Source organism: Agathobaculum sp. LCP25S3_E8 (assembly GCF_052117165.1).
Taxonomy (GTDB): domain Bacteria; phylum Bacillota; class Clostridia; order Oscillospirales; family Butyricicoccaceae; genus Agathobaculum.
In genome coordinates, this window is record NZ_JBQKJR010000013.1 from 1 (window position 1) to 17,463 (window position 17,463).

Consider the following 17,463-nt stretch of genomic DNA (forward strand, 5'->3'; position numbering starts at 1 on the left):
CATCCCGATCCATTTTTCCTCGTTCCAGCATTGCTCTCACCACCTATTCCTATTTTACCGCGCTCAAACGAAAAAGCCCAGCTTTTGCTGGACTTTTTCGACAGACTGAGCAGACCTTCAGCTAATGCTGAAGGTCTGCTTTTATATTTTGCCGGAAGTGAACGCATGCCGGACGCATAAGAGTGTCAGAATAGCCGTCACGGCCTCCACTGCGGGGAAAGCAGCCCACACGCCGGTGACACCGAACAAAGCCGCCAACGCAAACAAAATGGGCGGAATGGCGGCCACACCGCGCACCAGTGAAATGGCAAAGCCGATGGCGGTTTGGTCCGAGGCGCTGAAAAATGCAGCCGATACGATATTCAGCCCCGCACACCAGAAGCCGAGAAAGTAAATACGCAAGCCGGGAACCGCGTAACCCATCAGCACCGGGTCGCCGGCACTGTTGAACGCTGCGGAAATCGGGACGGCACAGGTGCATACCAGCGCATATATCACGGTTGCGATGCCCAGCACGGTGATGATGCCGTAACGGTACAGGCGGCGCAGGGCGGCATGGTCGCCTTCGCCGCTGCTGCGGCTGACCAGCGGCTGCATGCCGGTGCTCAGGCCTTGAAAGATGGCGATGGCGACCAGTGCCAGATTGGCAATGATACCGTAGGCGGCAACGCCGGTGTTGCCCGTGAGGCGCAGCAGAATGAGATTAAACAGCAGCAGCACCACGCCCGAGGAGGCTTCGCCAATCAGGGAGGACAGGCCAGGGGCACACAACGCGGGCAGAGCGCGGACCTGCGGGCGTAGACGCAGCAGATGGAAGCCGCGCGATGGTTTGCGTAAATGGCCGATTTGCAGCAGGATGCTGATGATGGGGGAGACGCCGGTGGCAAGCGCCGCGCCGAACATCCCCATGCCGAGCGGGAAGATAAACAGATAGTCGAACACGATATTGGACAGGCTGCCGATGACCATGCCGCGCATGGCGCGTCCCGGGTCGCCGTCGTTGCGCACAAAGGCAAGCAGCACATTGTTCATGACAAAAAAAGGCGAAAAGCTCAGCAGCGTGCGCAGATAGACGCTGGTCAGTGGAAAGGTTTGCTCGTCTGCGCCCAGCAGACGGGCAAGCGGCGCTGCGCCGAATATGCCGAGCAGCAGGAACAGAACGCCGATGCCAAGGCCGAGGTAAACCGCATGTGTAAACGCACGGTCGGCACCTTGTGTATCTTTCTGCGCGCGGCAGATGGAAAACTGCGTCGCGCCGCCCACGCCGGTCATCAGTCCCAGTCCGTTGAGCAGATTGAACGCAGGAATTGCGATATTGAGCGCGGCAAGACCGAGCGCGCCCGTACCGAGGGAAACAAAAAAGGTATCGGCAAGAATGTAGCAGGAAATGCCAATCATACCGAGCATATTGAGCGACGTATAGCGGCTGAATGTGCGCAGATTTGCGGTTGGGTTCATGGGTTTCCTCCTAAGACAGAAAAGAGCGTCAACCTTTCCATCTTCAAAGGCCTACGATGGAAAGAATGACGCTCAAATTTTTATCCGGCGATAAAAACTCGGGTGGATGCACTTTGCGAATTTCAGTATAGCATGGGGAAAAAAGTCTGTCAAGCGGGAAGAAAAACCGCCCCGCACCGGTTAAAGTGCAGGGCGGAGCAAAAGAAATTCTGCTTAGAACAGCGCCAGAATCTTGGCGATTTCACCGCGGGTGATTTTGCCCAACGGTTGCAGCGTGTTGTCCTTATAGCCGCCGATGATGCCGGCGGAAACACAGGTTTTGACATGTTCCAGCGCCCAGGAGGGAACCGAGGACGCATCCGAGTAGGTCAGTGCAGCAGCGGCATAGCCGCGCGGCAGGCAGCGTCCGATGACGGTCATGACCTCGGCACGGGTCATATCCGCATCCGGGGAGAAGTACAGCTCACCGTCATTGTTCGAGCCTTGCATGATGCCCGCCTGTGCGACGGCATAGGCCGCGCCGCGTGCCCAGCTCGGGATGTCGGCATCGTCGGCAAATTCGGTTTGGCCGGTGTAGGACGTGTCCAGACCGAGCAGGCGCGCCATCGTGACGGCAAACTCCTTGCGGGTCAGGTTGCGGTCGGGATTAAAGTAGGTTTTGCCGTCGCTGTCGGATTCGCCCTTCATGATGCCGTTTTGATTGAGCAGGGAGGCGTAACCGCGCGCCCAGTGGTCAGCGGTGTCGGCAAAGACGTTTTTCGCGCTGCCGGCGGTAATCGTGGCCGAGACGCGCGCACGGTTGCCCGCATCGTCTGAAACGTCAATCGTGACGCAGTGCGTGCCTTCGCTCAGCGCGCCGGTGGTGACCGACAGGGTCGAGCCGCTCATGCTGGCCTTGCCGGAAACGGCCTTACCGTCTACCTTTACCACAATGTTGGAGGCACGCGCCGGATATTTGCCGTTTTCCATCGTGGCCTTGCCGGTAAGGGTAGCCGATGCGCCGGCGTCGACCGTCACCGAGGTGCTATTGAGCGAAACGGACGGTGCATCCGTATTCGTCACAGCGTGGTCCGCGGAGATGACAATCTGGTCCAGATAAAGCGCGCTGTCCGCAGCACCTGCACCGCTGCGCTCCACGCGGATGCCGGTCAGCACCTGCGCGCCGTCCGGAATGGAGGCGGTCAGCTGCTTCCAGCTGCTGGTGGTTGCGGCGGAGAGGGGGGCGGTCAGCTCATTGCCCTCTGCATCGGTAAAGACCGCAGTCAGTGTGCTCTGCGTGTTTTCGCCGCGCGCCCAAAGCGTCAGATAGGACATATCGGAAACATTGGTCTGCGGCACGGAGATAGTTGCAGTCATCACCTTGCTGCCATCATAGGCGGCCTTGAGCGAGGCAGTGCCGCGGGCAACCTGCGTATAATCGGTCACACTGGACAGGGTTACGCCGTCGGTTGCCGTGCAGGGCTGGGTGCTTTCAAAATCCACAACGGTTTCCGCGTCCTGCGGGTCTCCCATACCGACATTGACCGGAATGGATTTACTGGTGTTGCCATAGGAGCAGGTGAGCGTGCCGCTGGCCATGCTGCCGCCTGCGGTAAACACACCGTTTTCATCGACAGTACCCACGCCGCCGGATACGCTCCAGGTAAACGAGGTGTCAACAGAGGCCATCTTTTGGCCGAGGTGATAGGCAATACCATCGACGTTGATGCTCTGGCCCGGCTTGAGGGAAATGGAGCTGATATCCTTGCCGTCGTTTTGCAGCGTGATGGACTGAATATCGCCGGTGATGCACACCATCATTGAGCCTTCCACCACGCCGTTCGAGCCGGTGATGGTGGTGCTGCCGGTGGTCATGCCGGCGGTGAAGGTCTGGTTGCTCACGGTACCCATATCACCCGATACCGTATAGGTCAATTCGGTCGGGGCCTCGGCCGGACCGTAGGAAGCATCTGCCCCCTTGACCGAGAACCATGTCGATGCGCCGGGCATCACATAGCGGTAGCTCGGCGTGAGCACCGCATGGGCGGTGACACCGTCAGCCGGGATGTTGCTGATAAAGAAAATGTAGTTGGCGCAGGAACGCTGCGAGCCGTCCGACGGCTTGGTGATGAGCGAAGCTGTGCTTTCACCCGGCTGGCGCAGCGCCATAGCGGAAGAGCCGCCGCCGTCCAGACAGATGGCGCGCACGCAGCCCAGTGCGAGCAGCTCGTTGCCAAGCTCTTCTGCGGTCAGACCTACGCTGTGCGAGGACTGGTTGCCGTCGATTTCATAAAGAATAACCGTGCCGTCCGCTTTCACGCCGACCGCGCTGCGCGCGCGCCGCGAAGAAGCCGCGTCAATACCTGAGGTGGTGACCGTGCTGTTGTCAATCAGCAGCTTGCCGCCAACCGCATATTCGACTTCGGCCCAGTTGCTGTCGCTTGCACCCACCCAGAGCGTCACTTCTTCACCGACGGGGAAGTCCACCCAAGAGGGAACATTTGCGCCGTCCGACTTGGTCAGAACCATCTGGTTGTCTGCAATGGTCAGCGGGCTGTTGCCCGTTCCTTTGTCCACCACCTTGAGCTTAATCGAGTGGTTAACCGTCACCGGTGTATCGTCCACGCGTTCCAGAACGATATAAGTTCCGTTTGCAGAAAAGTGTGTGGAGTCATCATAGTTGCGGTCGAGCAGGTAAGCGCCTGCGGTGGTGCGTGTTTTGTTGAAGTACGACACGGAAACCGTGCCGGACGCACCGGATATCGACATATTCATGGTTGGACGGCCCATGACTGCGGTGCCGTCCGCTTTGAAGCCAACCGCGTACTGCCATGCATCGGATGAAATCAGTTCGCCTTCGTCAATGACCAGACCGATTGGAATACCGCTGGACATGACAAAAAAGTCCGCATTGGTGCCGCCGATTACGGTTTTTCCCTGACTTTCCAGATACTTAACAGCGTTTGTGATGGTTGCCTGACTGCCATAGAGCTGTTCGTCGGCATAAACCATAATGGGGGAAACGCCGGAATTAGGCGTATAGGTCAGGAAATTGGCCTTTTGCAGACCGGCTGTGTTCTTGCCTTCCGAGCGGGTATATTGCAGTCCCTGACCAACCGGATAGGAATACGAGAACGAATTGGTAAAGGCCGCGCCGGCGGCTGCGGAAACCAGTTGCACGACGGCAAGAGAGGCTGCCAGCAGGCGGATGGGATGTTTTATAAAATGTTTCATAGTCCTCCTCGATTTCTCACAATGGTGAAAACGATTGTTGCGCCGCAGCTACGGCGTTATCAGATGCTCTTGACGAGCTTTTCCAGCACTTCGGAAATTTTTGGGCTGCGCACGGAAACATCCGACACACGATGGTAGATGCCCTTGCGCGCATTGTATAGACGACGGGTTTCGGCCTGCTTATCCGGTTTGTCCAAAAGCGGACGGGAGGTGGAATAGGACAGGTTTTTGACAATGCGGTAATAGGGCGTATCCAGATGAATCAGCAGGCCGGACTGCTTGACCGCTTCTACATTTTCCTGTCGCAGCACCGCGCCGCCGCCGAGCGAAAGCACGATGCCGTCGCGTTCGGACAGTTCGCGGATATAAGCGGTTTCGCGGTCGCGGAAATAGGATTCTCCGTGTTCTGCAAAGATGTCCGAGATTTTTTTGCCCTCCTGTGCCTCCAGGTACTGGTCGGCATCGACAAAATCCAATCCCGTCAGGCGGGCGAGCTTGCGGCCGACCGTGGTTTTGCCGCTGCCCATAAAGCCGCACAGCACAATATTGCGCTTGCCATGCTTTTCGTGCAGCCGCTTGACCGCCATTTTGCCGTAGGTGCGGCGCAGGATGGTCTCACAGGCCTGCGGCGTAAACTGCACGCCCGACCAGATGGTCTGTGCGTGGGCGGCCTGCATGACCAGCATGAACAGTCCGTCGCGCACGCGGGTCTTTTTGGGGTTGGCCAGCTTCATCGTTGCCGTGACGGGCGGGTTATAAATCGCGTCAAACACATATTCGGTTTTGTGCGGCAGATAGTGCAGGGGAGCGATATTTTCCTTGGGATACATCCCCACCGGAGTGGAATTGAGGACGATTTGAATATCGCGCGGGATGTGCCGGCGGTTGAATACGGAAACATGCGCGCCGGGCACGGCGTCGCACAGCTGTTTTTGCAGCGCTGCGGCCTTTTCCATATTGCGTCCCGTGATGGTCAGGTATGCGCCCTGCGTGATGCAGTGATACGCCATGACTGCGGCGGCGCCGCCATAGCCGAGCAGCAGTACCTTTTTGCCGCGCAGTTTGACGCCGTCGCGCGAAAGCGATTCGGCAAAGCCAAGGATGTCCGTGTTGTATCCGACCGCGCGCCCGTCGCGGAAGGCAACCGTGTTGACCGAATGCAGGTCGCGCGCGGCGGTATCGACCTCATCGAGCAGGTCGATAACCGCTTTTTTGTGCGGGATAGTGCAGTTGATGCCCTTGAGCTTACGCTTTGCCAGCTCAAACGCCTCAGGCAGATTTTCGGGCGGCACGGCTACGCCGATATAATCCGCGTCCTGTCCGGAGGCTTCAAACAGCTGTGCATGCAGCTCCGGACTCATGGTGTGGCCGAGCGGCCAGCCAAACAGGGCATAGGTCGCTTTTTCCGGCTCAAAGGCGCGGAAATCCTCCATAGTCAGCAGCATGACTCAGCCCCCCAATGCCTTGAGTGTATCGAAAAAGTCGGGGTAGGAGATGGAAACGACCTCCGGGTCGTTGATACGGCTGGAAGTCTGCGCGCCAAGCGCGAGCACAGCAAGGCTCATGGCAATGCGGTGGTCCTTGTAGGTTTCAAACGAAGCGCCGCACGGCGTTTTGCCGCCGTGGATAATCATGCCGTCGTCGGTTTCCTCCACATCCACGCCCGCGCGCGTCATCTCGGTGACCATTGCGGCGATGCGGTTGGACTCCTTGACTTTAAGCTCCTGTGCGTCGCGGATGACGGTTTCTCCCTCCGCAAACGCGGCCGCAACCGCGAGAACCGGCAGCTCGTCAATCAGGCGCGGGATAATCGACCCGCCGATTTCAACGCCGTGCAAACGGCTGTGCCGCACGGTCAGGTCGCAAACCGGTTCGGCGTCGTCGCGGAAGTTAGACTCGGTGATGTCCGCGCCCATTTCACGCAGTACGTCCAGAATGCCCGTGCGCGTCGGGTTGACGCCGACGTTTTTGATGGTCAGCTCACTGCCCGGCACGATGGCGCCTGCAACCAGGAAGAACGCTGCGGACGAAATATCGCCCGGCACGGCAATATCTACCGCGTGCAGGTCCTCGGGCGGGTCCAGTGTAATCGTGTTGCCCTCGGTCTCGACTTCCACGCCCAGCGCACGGAACATGCGCTCGGTGTGGTCGCGCGAGGGGGCAGGCTCGATAACCGTAGTCTGTCCCTCCGCATACAGGCCCGCGAGCAGAATGGCGCTCTTGAGCTGCGCGGAGGCTACCGGCAGACGGTACTCAATGCCGTGCAGCTCGCTGGGGTACAACGTCAGCGGGCAGTAGTTGTCGTTTTTGCCTTCGATGGACGCGCCCATCTCGCGCAGCGGCTTGATGACGCGGCCCATCGGGCGCTTCTGGATGGAAGCGTCGCCGTTGAGCGTCGCGGTGAACGGCTGTCCGGCCAGAATGCCGCACAGCAGGCGGGTGGTGGTGCCGCTGTTGCCGGTGTCGAGCGTTTCCTCCGGCTCGCACAGGCCGTGCAGGCCCACGCCCTCGACAATGACTTCCTTTTCCGTGATTTCGATTTCCACGCCCATCTTGCGGAAGCAGTCGATGGTGGACAGGCAGTCCTCACCCATCAGAAAGCCGGTGATATGGGTCGTGCCGTTTGCCAGCGCGCCCAGCATGACCGCGCGGTGCGAAATGGATTTGTCGCCCGGCACGGTGATTTCGCCGCGCAGCGGGCCGCAAGGTTGGATTTGCATTTGTTTACTCCTCCGTTGCATCGGAAACCGGATAGCTGCCGATGACTTTAATGTAGGGCAGCTCCTCATGGAGCTGATATAACAGCGACTGCACGGCATGGTCCTGCATATTGCCGGTGAAGTCTACATAGAACACATAGCACCACGGGCTGTCCTTGACCGGACGGGAATAGATGCCGGTCATGTCGATGCCGTAATGCGTAAAGACATCCAGCACGCGGCCGAGCGAACCGGCGACATTCGGGATGCGGAAGGCAATCTCGATGCGGTTGTCCTCGGGGCGGCTGGTCAGCGTGCGGCTGACCGCAATAAAGCGCGTTTCGTTGTGCTTTAGGTCATTGATGCCCTCGGCAAGAATGGTCAGGCCATACCGCTCGGCGGCTTCGCGCGAGCAGATTGCCGCCAGATGCGGGTCGCCCTTTTTCTGCACATTCTGCGCCGCAATCGCCGTGTTGGCGACCTCGATGGCCTCCAGGCCGTGTTCGGTGATGAACGCGTGGCACTGGGGCAGAGCGTGCGGGTGCGAGCAGACGCTTTGGATATCGCTCATCTGCGCGCCCGGCACGGCGGCCAGACAGTGCGAGATTTTTTTGATGTACGATTTGTTGATGGACAGGTCGTAGGCGAGGAGCAGGTCATAAACCTCGCTGACCGTGCCGGCGGTCGAATTCTCGACCGGCACAACGCCCACATCCGCCATGCCGTCGCGCACGGATTGGAACACCTGCTCCCATGTCGGCACATGCTGCGGCTCACAGTTCGGAAAGAGGGCGCGCGCCGCCAGTTCCTGATACGCGCCGGGCACGCCCTGATAATAGACGGTTTGGGGACTCAGTTCGTTCCCGGACGGATGCAGCGGGAAGCGATCGGGCTTCTGCCGCAGCACCTCGCTGTATTGATATTCACGGCTGGCACGAATCATGCTTTGCAGAAGTGCGGTATATTTGAGGCAAAGTTCCTCGCTCATGCCCTCGGTACGCTTGGCGATGATTTCGGCTTCCCGGTCGGGTTTATAGATTTTGTCATCGGTTTCGACCTTGGTCTGTGCCACTTGAAGCGCAAGATCCATTCGCTCCAGAAAAAGCGCGCGGATTTGCTCGTCGACGCGGTTGATATCCTGACGGATTTCGGAAAGATCACGCATAGCCGTTCGCCTCCCGCAAAAGATCTGCCAGCGCCACAGCACAGGCCGCTTCAATGACCGGCGCGGCACGTGTGACGATGCAGGGGTCGTGCCGCCCGTGAATGGACAGCGGCTCCACCTTGCCGGTCTGGATATTGAGGGTCTGCTGTGTGGCTGCGATGGAGGGCGTGGGCTTGATACATGCCCGCACGATAAGCGGCATGCCGTTGGTAATACCGCCGTTGACGCCGCCGTTATTGTTGGTTTCGGTTTTGACGGCATCGCCATCCTGATACAGGGTGTCGTTTGCGTGCGAGCCGCGCAGCGCCGCAAAAGCAAAGCCTGCGCCGAATTCCACGCCCTTGACGGCCGGTACGGCAAACAGGATGGAGGACAGACGGCTTTCCACCGTGTCCATCATCGGGCTGCCAATGCCGGCGGGCAGGCCGACGGCCGCGCACTCGATGACGCCGCCGACCGAGTCCTGCGCCTCGCGTGCTTCTTCGATGGCGGCGAGCATGGCGTCCAGCGCGCGCGGATTGTTGACCGGATAGTCGGCTTCCCGCAGCGCATCGAGCTGGGAAACCGGGATATCCACATCATCAAACGGCATATCCTGAATCTGCGCGATGGACTGGATGTGCGAGCCGACCGTCACGCCGCGGGTTTTAAGCCACAGCTTGCACATCGCCCCGGCAAACACCAACGGTGCGGTCAGACGGCCGGAAAAATGGCCGCCGCCGCGCGGGTCGTTGCAGCCGTGGTAGCGTATCATCCCGGTATAATCCGCGTGGCCCGGACGGGGCTGCGCCGCCAGCGCGGCATAGTCGCCGGAACGCTGATTGGTGTTCTGGATAACGACGCAGATGGGTGCGCCGGTCGTCTGGCCGTTCAACAAGCCGGATTGGATGAGCGGCGTGTCGGCCTCCTTGCGCTGGGTGGACTGTTTATTGCGTCCGGGTGCGCGGCGCTCCATCTCGCGCAATACAAAGGCTTCATCATATGGAACCCCTGCCGGAAAACCGTCGATTACCACGCCGATGCCGGCGCCGTGCGACTCGCCAAAAATAGAAATTTTGATGGCGTTGCCCCAAGTGGAACCCATCGGGCAAACCTCCTTACAGTTTGAGAATGTACTCGTGCAGCGTTTCCGACTCGATTGGCGTGATTTCCGCCCGGCCCGGCTCGCGCACAAGAATGAAGTTGACCGTGCTGCCGAATTTCTTTTTGTCCGACAGCAGCGCATGGAAAATCGACTCGCGGTCATGCGTCAGCTCGGTCGGCAAACCAAGCTGCTGCAAAAGCGCAATGAGCGGCGCGGACAAGTCGGCGTCGCCGCGCAGCGCAGCCAGCCGCATCGCGGCAACCATACCGATTGCCACCGCCTGCCCGTGGGTCAGTTCGGTATAGTTTCCGAGCTTTTCCGCCGCGTGACCAATCGTGTGCCCGAAATTGAGAATCATGCGCAGGCCGGTGTCATGCTCGTCGATGGCAACCACGTCTCGCTTGATTTTGACGCACTCGTAAATTACATCTCCGATATGCGCTTGATAGTCCGGCTGCGATACCATTTCCAGAATCGCGGGATTGGCGATATAGCCGTATTTGACAACCTCGGCCATGCCGTCGGCAAAGGTGGCATCGGGTAATGTGGCGAGCACATCTGGGTCAATCAGCACGAGCCGCGGCTGATAGAACGCACCGACCAGATTTTTTCCCTCGGCAAGGTCGACGCCGGTTTTGCCGCCGACCGAGGAATCCACCTGCGCCAGCAGGGTGGTCGGAATCTGGCACAGCGATATACCGCGCAGAAAGGTCGCGGCTGCAAAGCCGGTGATGTCTCCCACCACGCCGCCGCCAAGGGCGACGATGAGGTCCTTGCGCGTCATTCCGGCAGCGAGCAGGTCATGGTAGATACCCTCGACCGTGGAGAGCCGTTTGTGTTCTTCGCCCGCGGGAATGACGGTGGAGCTGACCGGCAGGTCAAACTGCTGCGTGAGCTTTTCCAGATAAAGAGGCGCGACCGTCGAGTCGGTCACAATATGTACGCGGGAAGGGGAGAAAACGTCAAGCATCGCTTTGCCCGCGCGGTTGAGCAGACCGGTTTCAATGCAGATTTCGGACAGGCCGTTTGCGCCTGTCAGGCTCAGAGTCTGCACGGCAAAACACTCCTTTCACAGAACGTATGCTTTTGTGCGCCGTCAGGCGCAAATCGCACGGATATTATAAGTCTCTTCCTACCGCCTGCGCAACTGCACGCAGGTTGTGCATGGTTTCGTGGAAGGAATCATAGGTCAGCGACTGCGCGCCGTCCGACAGGGCATGCGCGGGGTCGTTGTGCACTTCAATCATCAGGCCGTCCGCGCCTGCGGCAACCGCTGCCTTTGCCAGCGGCTCGACCATCCAGTAGATGCCGCCTGCGTGAGACGGGTCGACGACAACCGGCAGGTGGCTCATGCGCTTGAGCACGGGTACTGCCGAGATGTCCAGCGTGTTGCGGGTGTACTTCTCATAGGTGCGGATGCCGCGCTCGCACAGGATAACCTGTTCGTTGCCGCCCGCCATGATGTACTCGGCGCTCATCAGGAATTCTTCCATCGTGTTGGCAAAGCCGCGCTTTAAGAGAATCGGCTTGTCGGTCTGACCGAGCTCCTTGAGCAGCTCAAAGTTCTGCATGTTGCGCGCGCCGACCTGGAAGCAGTCGCACTTGTCCATGAACAGGTCGATATGCGCGGGGTTGGTGATTTCCGTGACAACCGGCAGACCGGTGACCTCATGCGCCTTGTGCAGCAGTTCCAGGCCTTCCGCCTTGAGGCCCTGGAACGAGTACGGGGAGGAACGCGGCTTCCACGCACCGCCGCGCAGCATGGTGGCGCCGTCTGCCTGCACATGCTTGGCCACATCGATGATTTGCTCTTCGCTCTCCACCGAGCAGGGGCCGGCCATCACGACCAGCTTTTTGCCGCCGACCACAACGCCCGGCGCGATGGTCACTTCGGTATTGTCCGGATGGAATTTGCGGTTGGCCAGCTTGAACGGCTCCTGCACCTTGAGAATGTTCTCTACCTGCGGGTCGCGCAGCAGCGCGTCCTTATCGACTGCGCCCGTGTCGCCTACCAGACCGATGACGATGGTGCCCGCGCCGTAAATCGGGTTTGCCTTGACGTTCCAGCGCTCAATGTGGCGGGACAGCTCCTCGACATGCTCACGGGTCGTGCCTTGCTTCATAATGATAATCATAGTTTTGTCTCTCCTTTGAAATGATGTGGGATTGGTGTTTGTCCGGCGGAAAAAAGCACAAAAAAAGCCTTTCATCCACAAAGAGGGACGAAAGACAAACGGTTCCGCGGTACCACCCACATTCGGCATAGCGCTATGCCGCACTTTTTTCGGATACGAAAATATCCTATCCCTGTAACGGAGGAAGTCCGTCGGCGCCTACTGGAAATTGCGTTTCAGCGCCGCAGCTCAAGAGGGAACTTCATTGTACCGGCGTCTGCGTCCGTTTCCAGTCATGCCGGACACTCCCTGAAAGCCGCACTTGGAACAATTACTTTCCTCTGTCATCGCTTTGTGCAATATTTATACTTATTATATCCCCAACCGCGCAGCTTGTCAATGCCCGTTTTGTTACGGTTGTGTTGCAGTCATATTCGGGACAGGCCGGACATAGAGTAGGACAGGTGATGCAAATGGAAGTAAAACAGGACGGAGTATTTTTGCAGGCAATCGGCTGTCTTCCTCCGCCGCGCGCGGCGGAGCTGGCATGGCTGGACGGGCAGCATCAGGTTGAGGAGGTTCGCCTGCGCGTGGGAAGACCGCCGGCTGTGCGCACAGCGGACGGCGAGCGGGAAACAGGCTTTGCGCCGGTGACTGCGCAGGAGCTGCGGGAAACGCTCAGCCGGGCGGCGCGGTATTCGGTACATAGCTATGCGGAAAGCCTGCGGCACGGGTTTGTGACGATTGGCGGCGGTCACCGTCTGGGGCTGTGCGGCACGGTAGCCGAGGAAAACGGACAGGTGATTGGGGTGCGCGGGCTGTCGTCGGTCAACCTGCGTGTGGCGCGGCAGATGGCAGAGGTGGACGAGATTATCCGGCCGTGGGTCGGTGCGGGTACGCCGCAAAGCGTTCTGCTGCTGTCGCCGCCCGGCTTCGGCAAGACAACGCTGCTGCGCGAATGGGTGCGGCTGGTATCGGACGCGGGGCATGCGGTCGCGGTGGCGGACGAGCGCGGAGAGATTGCCGCTTTGTCGGACGGTGCGCCGCAGTTTGCGGTCGGCAGATGCACGGATGTGCTGGAAAACTGCGCGAAACAGCAGGCGGCGCTCATGCTGCTCAAAACCATGTCGCCCGAGCTGATTGCCTTTGACGAAATCACCGCGCCCGAGGATGTGGAGGCGGTTTCTCTGTGCGCGCACTGCGGTACGGCGGTGCTGGCCAGCGCGCATGCGGCGGATGTGGACGATTTGTGCCGCAGGCCGCTGTATCGTGCGCTGCTGGAGCTGCATGTGTTCGAGCGGGCGGTGGTCATCACGCGGGAAGAGGGAAAACGACGCTATCGAATGGAGAAAATGGAGGGAAACCTATGCTCAAGCTGATGGGTTCGGTGATGATATTCGGCGCCTGTGCGGCGCTGGGGCTTTCCGCGCGGCAGGGGCTGCGGCGGCGCGTGGCGGCAGCGGACGCAATGCTGCTGGCGCTCCATCTGATGAGCGGCGAAATCTCCGGCCGCCGCACGCCGGTGCCCGAGATAGTCGGACAGCTGGCCGAGAGCGAAAACCGGATTATCCGGATGGTGTTCGGCCATCTGCGGCGGCGCCTGCGGGAGGAAAACGGGCTGTCGCTGGGGTATTTGTGGCGTTCATCGCTGCGGGACTGCCGGGATCAGGTCGGACTGGGACAGCCTGAGTGCGAAATCCTGTCCGAAGCGGCGGCATGGCTCGGTCGGTATGACGCTGCCGAACAGGTCGCGGGTCTGGAGCAGATTGCGCGGCGTCTTGCAGCGGCGCGCGATACTGCGGCGGGAGAACTGCAAAACAAGGGAAATCTGTACCGCACCTGCGGCATTGCTCTGGGGATTTTGGTGGTGCTGGTGCTGATCTGAGGACGGAGGAACATATGGACGTTGATCTGATTTTCCGTATTGCGGCGGTCGGTATCCTGGTGGCGGTGCTCGGACAGCTGCTGACACGGTCGGGACGAGAGGAACAGGCGCTGATGACCACGCTGGCGGGGCTTATCGTCGTGCTGATGCTGATTGTGCAGGAAATCAGCCAGCTGTTTTCGATGATGAAAAGCGTGTTCGGGTTTTGAACAGCCTGATTGCAGCCTGTGGGCTGGTGCTGCTGGTGCTGGTGCTGTCGATGACGCTCAAAAAGGATGCGCCCGCAATCGCGTTCCTGCTGACGCTGACGGCGGGTGTGCTCATCCTGCTGCGGGCCTTTGCACTGGTGGGCGGCACGATGCAGCGGTTTTCCGGCCTGCTGACGCAGGGCGGCATCACGCAAAGCCTGTATCTGCCGGTGCTCAAAACAGTCGGTGTGGCGGTTGTGGTGCGCATTATGAGCGCGCTGTGTCGGGACAGCGGACAATCTGCGCTTGCGGCAAAGCTCGAAATCATGGGCGCGATTCTGGCGCTTTCCATGTGTCTGCCGCTGCTGGAGCAGGTGCTGGAGCTGGTGGCGGACTGGACGATATGAAAGGGAAAGGACAATGAAAAAGGTGATTGCAGTGCTGCTCGTGCTGCTGGCATGCATCACGGCGGCGGCCGCGGCAGAAGGAGAGGGCGCGGCGCAGGGGAATGCCCTGCTTGGGGCTGTGCCAGGGGAGCAGCGCGCGTATCTGGACGGCATAGACATGGACACAGCGGACGAGCTGGGGGGTGCGTTTGCCCGTCTGCTGGAGAACACGGCGCAGGACAGCTGCAGCGCGCTCAAAAATGCGCTGAGCGGACTGGTGCGGGTGGCGATTGTGGTGGTGCTGACCGCAGCCGGACGCGGTTTTTCCGCGGCGGCGGGCGGTGCGGCGGATGCATGGATTGACATGGCGGGCGCGCTGGGATGCGCGACGGTGCTGCTGCAGGATTTTACCGGTGTGCTCGCGCTGTGCCGCGAAACGCTTTCGGAAATCAGTTTGTTTTCTGGCACGCTGCAGCCGGTGCTGGCAACCGTTTTGTCCGCAGGCGGGAACGCCGCGACGGCGACCGCTTTGCAGGTGGCGACAATGGTAGTGTTTGATTTGGTCATCCGACTGATAAATGTGCTGCTGGTGCCTGCGGTATGCGCGTATCTTGCGGTCGTTGCGGTGGATGCGGCGACGGACAACGGCATGCTGCACGGCATTGCGGACGGCATCAAGGGATTGACCTCGGGCGCGCTCAAGCTGATTCTAACCGTGTTCACCGCCTATCTGACCATTGCGGGCGGCGTGTCGGGCAACGTGGACCGCATGGCGCTTAAGACAGCAAAATTTGCGGTTTCGGGTGCGGTGCCGGTGGTTGGCGGCGTGATTTCGGACGCGACCGAAACCGTTCTTTCGGGTGCGGCGCTGCTGCGCAGCTCGATAGGTGTGTTCGGTATGCTGTGTGTGACGGCGATTTGTCTGATTCCGTTTCTGCGTGTGGGCGCAAGCTATCTGTGCTATAAGGCGGGCGCGGCGGTGCTTTCTCCGCTTTGCTCGAACAGTCTGCGGCAGATGCTGGAAGGGGTGAGCACGGGCTTCGGCCTGCTGCTCGGCATGCTGAGCACCTGCTGTCTGATTCTGTATTTGGAGCTGGTTTATGTGGTTGCGATGGTGAAGCCGATATGAGTGAATTGTTTCATACCATTCTGCTGCGCGTGACGCTGGCAGGCGTCGCGTCCGCGGTCGCGCTGCGCGTGGTCGAAGGCGGCGCGCTGCGCGAGATTGTCAAGCTGGCGGCAGGGCTGTTGATGCTGCTGGCGCTGCTCCAGCCGCTGGCAGGGCTGCGCCTGACCGGCTGGGAGGGCGTTCGGGACGGGACGCTTGCGGGCATTGACGTAGATGCGATACAGGAGCAAAACGCACAGACAACGATGAGCACGGTGGCGGCCAGCATTGCGGACGCGCTCGAAAGCAGTGCACAGGCCAAAGGCTTTGACTGTTCGGTACATGTAACGATGGAGAACGACGAAAACGGTATTTTGCAGGTGGGAAAGGTAACGGTGTACTATCAAAGCGCGGACGCGGCGCGGCTGGATGAGCTGAAAACGCTGGTAACTGAGGGCTGCGGCGTAGACGCGGACAGACAGGAGTGGGTGGCGCAATGAAAGAACAGTGGAAGGAGTGGCTGCGCGCGGCGCAGCAAAAGATTGTGCCGCTTGCGGTCAAGTACCGCGCGGTGCTGATTGTGCTGCTGGCGGGTGTGTTGCTGCTCGCCTCAGGTGGGCGCAGCGCGCAGGAGACGGCGGCATCGGCGGATGTGACGGAGGGGGAAACCGCGTTTGACCTTGCCGCTTTTGAGCAGACGCTGTGCGATAAGCTGGCGGCGGTGGACGGCGTGGGGCGGGTTCAGCTGATGCTGTCGCTCGAGCAGAGCGGCGAAGCAGTTTACGCGGTCAACACCCGCCAGACGACCGGCATGGACAGCAGTCAAAGCTACGAAAGCGATTTGACCATTCTCAGCGACGGCAGTTACGGAGAAAAACCTGTAACGGTCAAAAATCTGCTGCCGACATTTCGTGGTGCGGTCGTTTTGTGCGACGGCGCGGACAATGCACAGGTGCGTCTGGCGGTGACGCAGGCGGTCAGTACAGTGTGCGGCATCGGGACGGACAAAGTTACGGTTCTGAAAATGTCCGATGCATCATAAAACATAGTAACCAAATACAGGAGGGCGAGCAGTGATGAAAAAAATCAAGAAACGCGGCGCGGTATACGGTGTGATAGCGCTGCTGCTATGCGCGGCGGTTTACTTAAACTGGAGTTATGTCGATGCGCCGGAGGAACTGCTGGTGGCCGGACAGACCGGTGCGGATACAACAGGGGCGGACACCGGGGCGGCGGATGTGACGGAGGGGGAAGATTATTTTGCAACCTCCCGTCTGACACGTGAGCAGGCGCGGGATGAAGCGGTGAGCACGCTGCGTGAGCTGAGCGAGAGCGAGGATGCGGATCAGGCGGCCAAGGATGAGGCGGCCGCGCAGATTTCCGCGCTGGCGGATGATTCGGTTGCCGAGGCGAACATCGAAAGCCTGATTCGCGCCAAAGGGTATGCGGATGCAGTGGTGATGATTGGAGACAGCAGCGTCAATGTCGTGGTTGCGCCGCCGGACGGCGGACTGCAGGCGACCGATGTGACGGTCATCAAAGATATCGTGGTCAGTGAAACCGGCATGACCGCGGGACAGGTCAAGATAGTGGAAGCGGAGTAAGCGGTCGGACACGTATTTTTGCTTTGCATTTTGCCAAAACTGTGCTATAATCCGTTTAAAGGAGAGTGAGCACTATGGCGGATCACAAGGAGTATTGGTCGACCGAGAGCGATCAGGGTTCCATTCGGATTTCCGAGGACGTTGTTGCATCTATCGCGGCGCTGGCCACTTCGGAAACCGCAGGCGTGAGTGGTTTGTATTCCACTTTGACCAGTGACATCGTTGGCTTTTTGAGTAAAAAGAACCTTTCCAAGGGCGTCCGCATTGAAATCGGCGAGGAGGGAACGGTCAAAATCGAGATCGGTTTTCTTGCGCTGTTCGGTCACAACATCTGTGAGGTGGCAAAGCAGGTGCAGGAGAATGTGCGGTCTTCGGTCGAATCCATGACCGGCCTGAAGGTCACCGAGGTCAATGTGCATGTCGGCGGTGTGACGTTTGCACCCGCGCCGGCAGTTGAGGAACAGCCTGCGGAGCAGGAATAAGAACGGCATCAAAACGGCAAGGCGTGTCGCCCTGCCGTTTTCTTTTGTTCCGGCATGCCTTTTCGGGAATAGCACCT

The 17,463-nt window shown here is 59.7% G+C and carries 18 protein-coding genes and 1 other annotated feature; of the genes, 10 read left to right on the forward strand and 8 right to left on the reverse strand.

Annotation, left to right across the window (positions count from 1 at the left end; all coding sequences use genetic code 11):
• The coding region (locus ACTQ34_RS06670; RefSeq protein ID WP_441363093.1) for a hypothetical protein at window positions 1-180 on the forward strand (180 nt) is incomplete at its 5' end.
• Here ACTQ34_RS06670 and ACTQ34_RS06675 read toward each other — a convergent pair.
• The 8 genes from ACTQ34_RS06675 to aroF form a co-directional block, all read right to left on the reverse strand.
• The gene (locus ACTQ34_RS06675) at window positions 142-1,458 is read right to left on the reverse strand and encodes an MATE family efflux transporter (RefSeq protein ID WP_441363094.1); all 1,317 of its coding nucleotides are present in this window, start codon (window positions 1,456-1,458) and stop codon (window positions 142-144) included. The genes ACTQ34_RS06670 and ACTQ34_RS06675 overlap by 39 nt on opposite strands.
• Before the next feature lie 213 nt (window positions 1,459-1,671).
• Complete coding sequence (locus ACTQ34_RS06680; RefSeq protein ID WP_441363095.1) at window positions 1,672-4,671, reverse strand: phosphodiester glycosidase family protein; 3,000 nt, start codon at window positions 4,669-4,671, stop codon at window positions 1,672-1,674.
• A 59-nt stretch (window positions 4,672-4,730) separates the two neighbouring features.
• Window positions 4,731-6,116, reverse strand: coding sequence for a shikimate kinase (locus ACTQ34_RS06685; RefSeq protein WP_441363096.1), 1,386 nt, complete (start codon window positions 6,114-6,116; stop codon window positions 4,731-4,733).
• A gap of 3 nt (window positions 6,117-6,119) precedes the next feature.
• A complete protein-coding gene (gene aroA / locus ACTQ34_RS06690) occupies window positions 6,120-7,391 on the reverse strand; it encodes a 3-phosphoshikimate 1-carboxyvinyltransferase (RefSeq protein ID WP_441363097.1) in 1,272 nt (423 codons plus the stop codon).
• A 4-nt stretch (window positions 7,392-7,395) separates the two neighbouring features.
• The gene (pheA, locus tag ACTQ34_RS06695; RefSeq protein WP_441363098.1) at window positions 7,396-8,535 is read right to left on the reverse strand and encodes a prephenate dehydratase; all 1,140 of its coding nucleotides are present in this window, start codon (window positions 8,533-8,535) and stop codon (window positions 7,396-7,398) included.
• A complete protein-coding gene (aroC, locus tag ACTQ34_RS06700) occupies window positions 8,528-9,619 on the reverse strand; it encodes a chorismate synthase (RefSeq protein ID WP_441363099.1) in 1,092 nt (363 codons plus the stop codon). The genes pheA and aroC overlap by 8 nt, the downstream gene beginning before the upstream one ends.
• 13 nt (window positions 9,620-9,632) lie before the next feature.
• A complete protein-coding gene (aroB, locus tag ACTQ34_RS06705) occupies window positions 9,633-10,673 on the reverse strand; it encodes a 3-dehydroquinate synthase (protein WP_441363100.1) in 1,041 nt (346 codons plus the stop codon).
• 64 nt (window positions 10,674-10,737) lie between these two features.
• Window positions 10,738-11,754, reverse strand: coding sequence for a 3-deoxy-7-phosphoheptulonate synthase (gene aroF, locus ACTQ34_RS06710; RefSeq protein WP_441363101.1), 1,017 nt, complete (start codon window positions 11,752-11,754; stop codon window positions 10,738-10,740).
• An 80-nt stretch (window positions 11,755-11,834) separates the two neighbouring features.
• Window positions 11,835-12,090 (reverse strand) — a binding site (T-box leader).
• Between the two features lie 116 nt (window positions 12,091-12,206).
• On the opposite strand from aroF, the gene ACTQ34_RS06715 reads away from it, so the two are divergent.
• The 9 genes from ACTQ34_RS06715 (at window position 12,207) to ACTQ34_RS06755 (ending at window position 17,386) form a co-directional block, all read left to right on the forward strand.
• On the forward strand, window positions 12,207-13,112 hold the full coding sequence (locus ACTQ34_RS06715; protein ID WP_441363102.1) for a stage III sporulation protein AB: 906 nt from the start codon (window positions 12,207-12,209) through the stop codon (window positions 13,110-13,112).
• Window positions 13,100-13,618: a stage III sporulation protein AB gene (locus ACTQ34_RS06720; protein WP_441363103.1), complete on the forward strand. Its 519-nt coding sequence runs from the start codon at window positions 13,100-13,102 to the stop codon at window positions 13,616-13,618. Before ACTQ34_RS06715 ends, ACTQ34_RS06720 begins: the two co-directional genes overlap by 13 nt.
• Window positions 13,619-13,632: 14 nt before the next feature.
• The gene (gene spoIIIAC / locus ACTQ34_RS06725) at window positions 13,633-13,827 is read left to right on the forward strand and encodes a stage III sporulation protein AC (RefSeq protein ID WP_107631977.1); all 195 of its coding nucleotides are present in this window, start codon (window positions 13,633-13,635) and stop codon (window positions 13,825-13,827) included.
• The gene (locus tag ACTQ34_RS06730; RefSeq protein WP_373166420.1) at window positions 13,824-14,213 is read left to right on the forward strand and encodes a stage III sporulation AC/AD family protein; all 390 of its coding nucleotides are present in this window, start codon (window positions 13,824-13,826) and stop codon (window positions 14,211-14,213) included. The genes spoIIIAC and ACTQ34_RS06730 overlap by 4 nt, the downstream gene beginning before the upstream one ends.
• Before the next feature lie 13 nt (window positions 14,214-14,226).
• A complete protein-coding gene (locus ACTQ34_RS06735) occupies window positions 14,227-15,321 on the forward strand; it encodes a stage III sporulation protein AE (RefSeq protein ID WP_441363104.1) in 1,095 nt (364 codons plus the stop codon).
• Window positions 15,318-15,800, forward strand: a complete 483-nt coding sequence (locus ACTQ34_RS06740) for a hypothetical protein (RefSeq protein WP_441363105.1) — start codon at window positions 15,318-15,320, stop codon at window positions 15,798-15,800. Before ACTQ34_RS06735 ends, ACTQ34_RS06740 begins: the two co-directional genes overlap by 4 nt.
• Entirely contained in the window at window positions 15,797-16,342 is a 546-nt protein-coding gene (locus ACTQ34_RS06745; protein ID WP_441363106.1) for a hypothetical protein, read from the forward strand. Before ACTQ34_RS06740 ends, ACTQ34_RS06745 begins: the two co-directional genes overlap by 4 nt.
• Window positions 16,343-16,376: 34 nt before the next feature.
• Window positions 16,377-16,904, forward strand: coding sequence for a SpoIIIAH-like family protein (locus ACTQ34_RS06750; RefSeq protein WP_441363107.1), 528 nt, complete (start codon window positions 16,377-16,379; stop codon window positions 16,902-16,904).
• A gap of 74 nt (window positions 16,905-16,978) precedes the next feature.
• Window positions 16,979-17,386 carry an Asp23/Gls24 family envelope stress response protein gene (locus tag ACTQ34_RS06755; RefSeq protein WP_297275588.1) on the forward strand — a complete coding sequence of 136 codons (408 nt, stop codon included), beginning with the start codon at window positions 16,979-16,981 and terminating at the stop codon, window positions 17,384-17,386.
• The last annotated feature ends 77 nt before the right edge of the window (window positions 17,387-17,463 follow it).

Bases quoted from the DNA above. Each gene is read 5' to 3' on its own strand.
- ACTQ34_RS06675 (WP_441363094.1), bottom strand. From the start codon at position 1,458: ATGAACCCAACCGCAAATCTGCGCACATTCAGCCGCTATACGTCGCTC.
- ACTQ34_RS06680 (WP_441363095.1), bottom strand. From the start codon at position 4,671: ATGAAACATTTTATAAAACATCCCATCCGCCTGCTGGCAGCCTCTCTT.
- ACTQ34_RS06685 (WP_441363096.1), bottom strand. From the start codon at position 6,116: ATGCTGCTGACTATGGAGGATTTCCGCGCCTTTGAGCCGGAAAAAGCG.
- aroA (WP_441363097.1), bottom strand. From the start codon at position 7,391: ATGCAAATCCAACCTTGCGGCCCGCTGCGCGGCGAAATCACCGTGCCG.
- pheA (WP_441363098.1), bottom strand. From the start codon at position 8,535: ATGCGTGATCTTTCCGAAATCCGTCAGGATATCAACCGCGTCGACGAG.
- aroC (WP_441363099.1), bottom strand. From the start codon at position 9,619: ATGGGTTCCACTTGGGGCAACGCCATCAAAATTTCTATTTTTGGCGAG.
- aroF (WP_441363101.1), bottom strand. From the start codon at position 11,754: ATGATTATCATTATGAAGCAAGGCACGACCCGTGAGCATGTCGAGGAG.
- ACTQ34_RS06715 (WP_441363102.1), top strand. From the start codon at position 12,207: ATGGAAGTAAAACAGGACGGAGTATTTTTGCAGGCAATCGGCTGTCTT.
- ACTQ34_RS06720 (WP_441363103.1), top strand. From the start codon at position 13,100: ATGCTCAAGCTGATGGGTTCGGTGATGATATTCGGCGCCTGTGCGGCG.
- spoIIIAC (WP_107631977.1), top strand. From the start codon at position 13,633: ATGGACGTTGATCTGATTTTCCGTATTGCGGCGGTCGGTATCCTGGTG.
- ACTQ34_RS06735 (WP_441363104.1), top strand. From the start codon at position 14,227: ATGAAAAAGGTGATTGCAGTGCTGCTCGTGCTGCTGGCATGCATCACG.
- ACTQ34_RS06740 (WP_441363105.1), top strand. From the start codon at position 15,318: ATGAGTGAATTGTTTCATACCATTCTGCTGCGCGTGACGCTGGCAGGC.
- ACTQ34_RS06745 (WP_441363106.1), top strand. From the start codon at position 15,797: ATGAAAGAACAGTGGAAGGAGTGGCTGCGCGCGGCGCAGCAAAAGATT.
- ACTQ34_RS06750 (WP_441363107.1), top strand. From the start codon at position 16,377: ATGAAAAAAATCAAGAAACGCGGCGCGGTATACGGTGTGATAGCGCTG.
- ACTQ34_RS06755 (WP_297275588.1), top strand. From the start codon at position 16,979: ATGGCGGATCACAAGGAGTATTGGTCGACCGAGAGCGATCAGGGTTCC.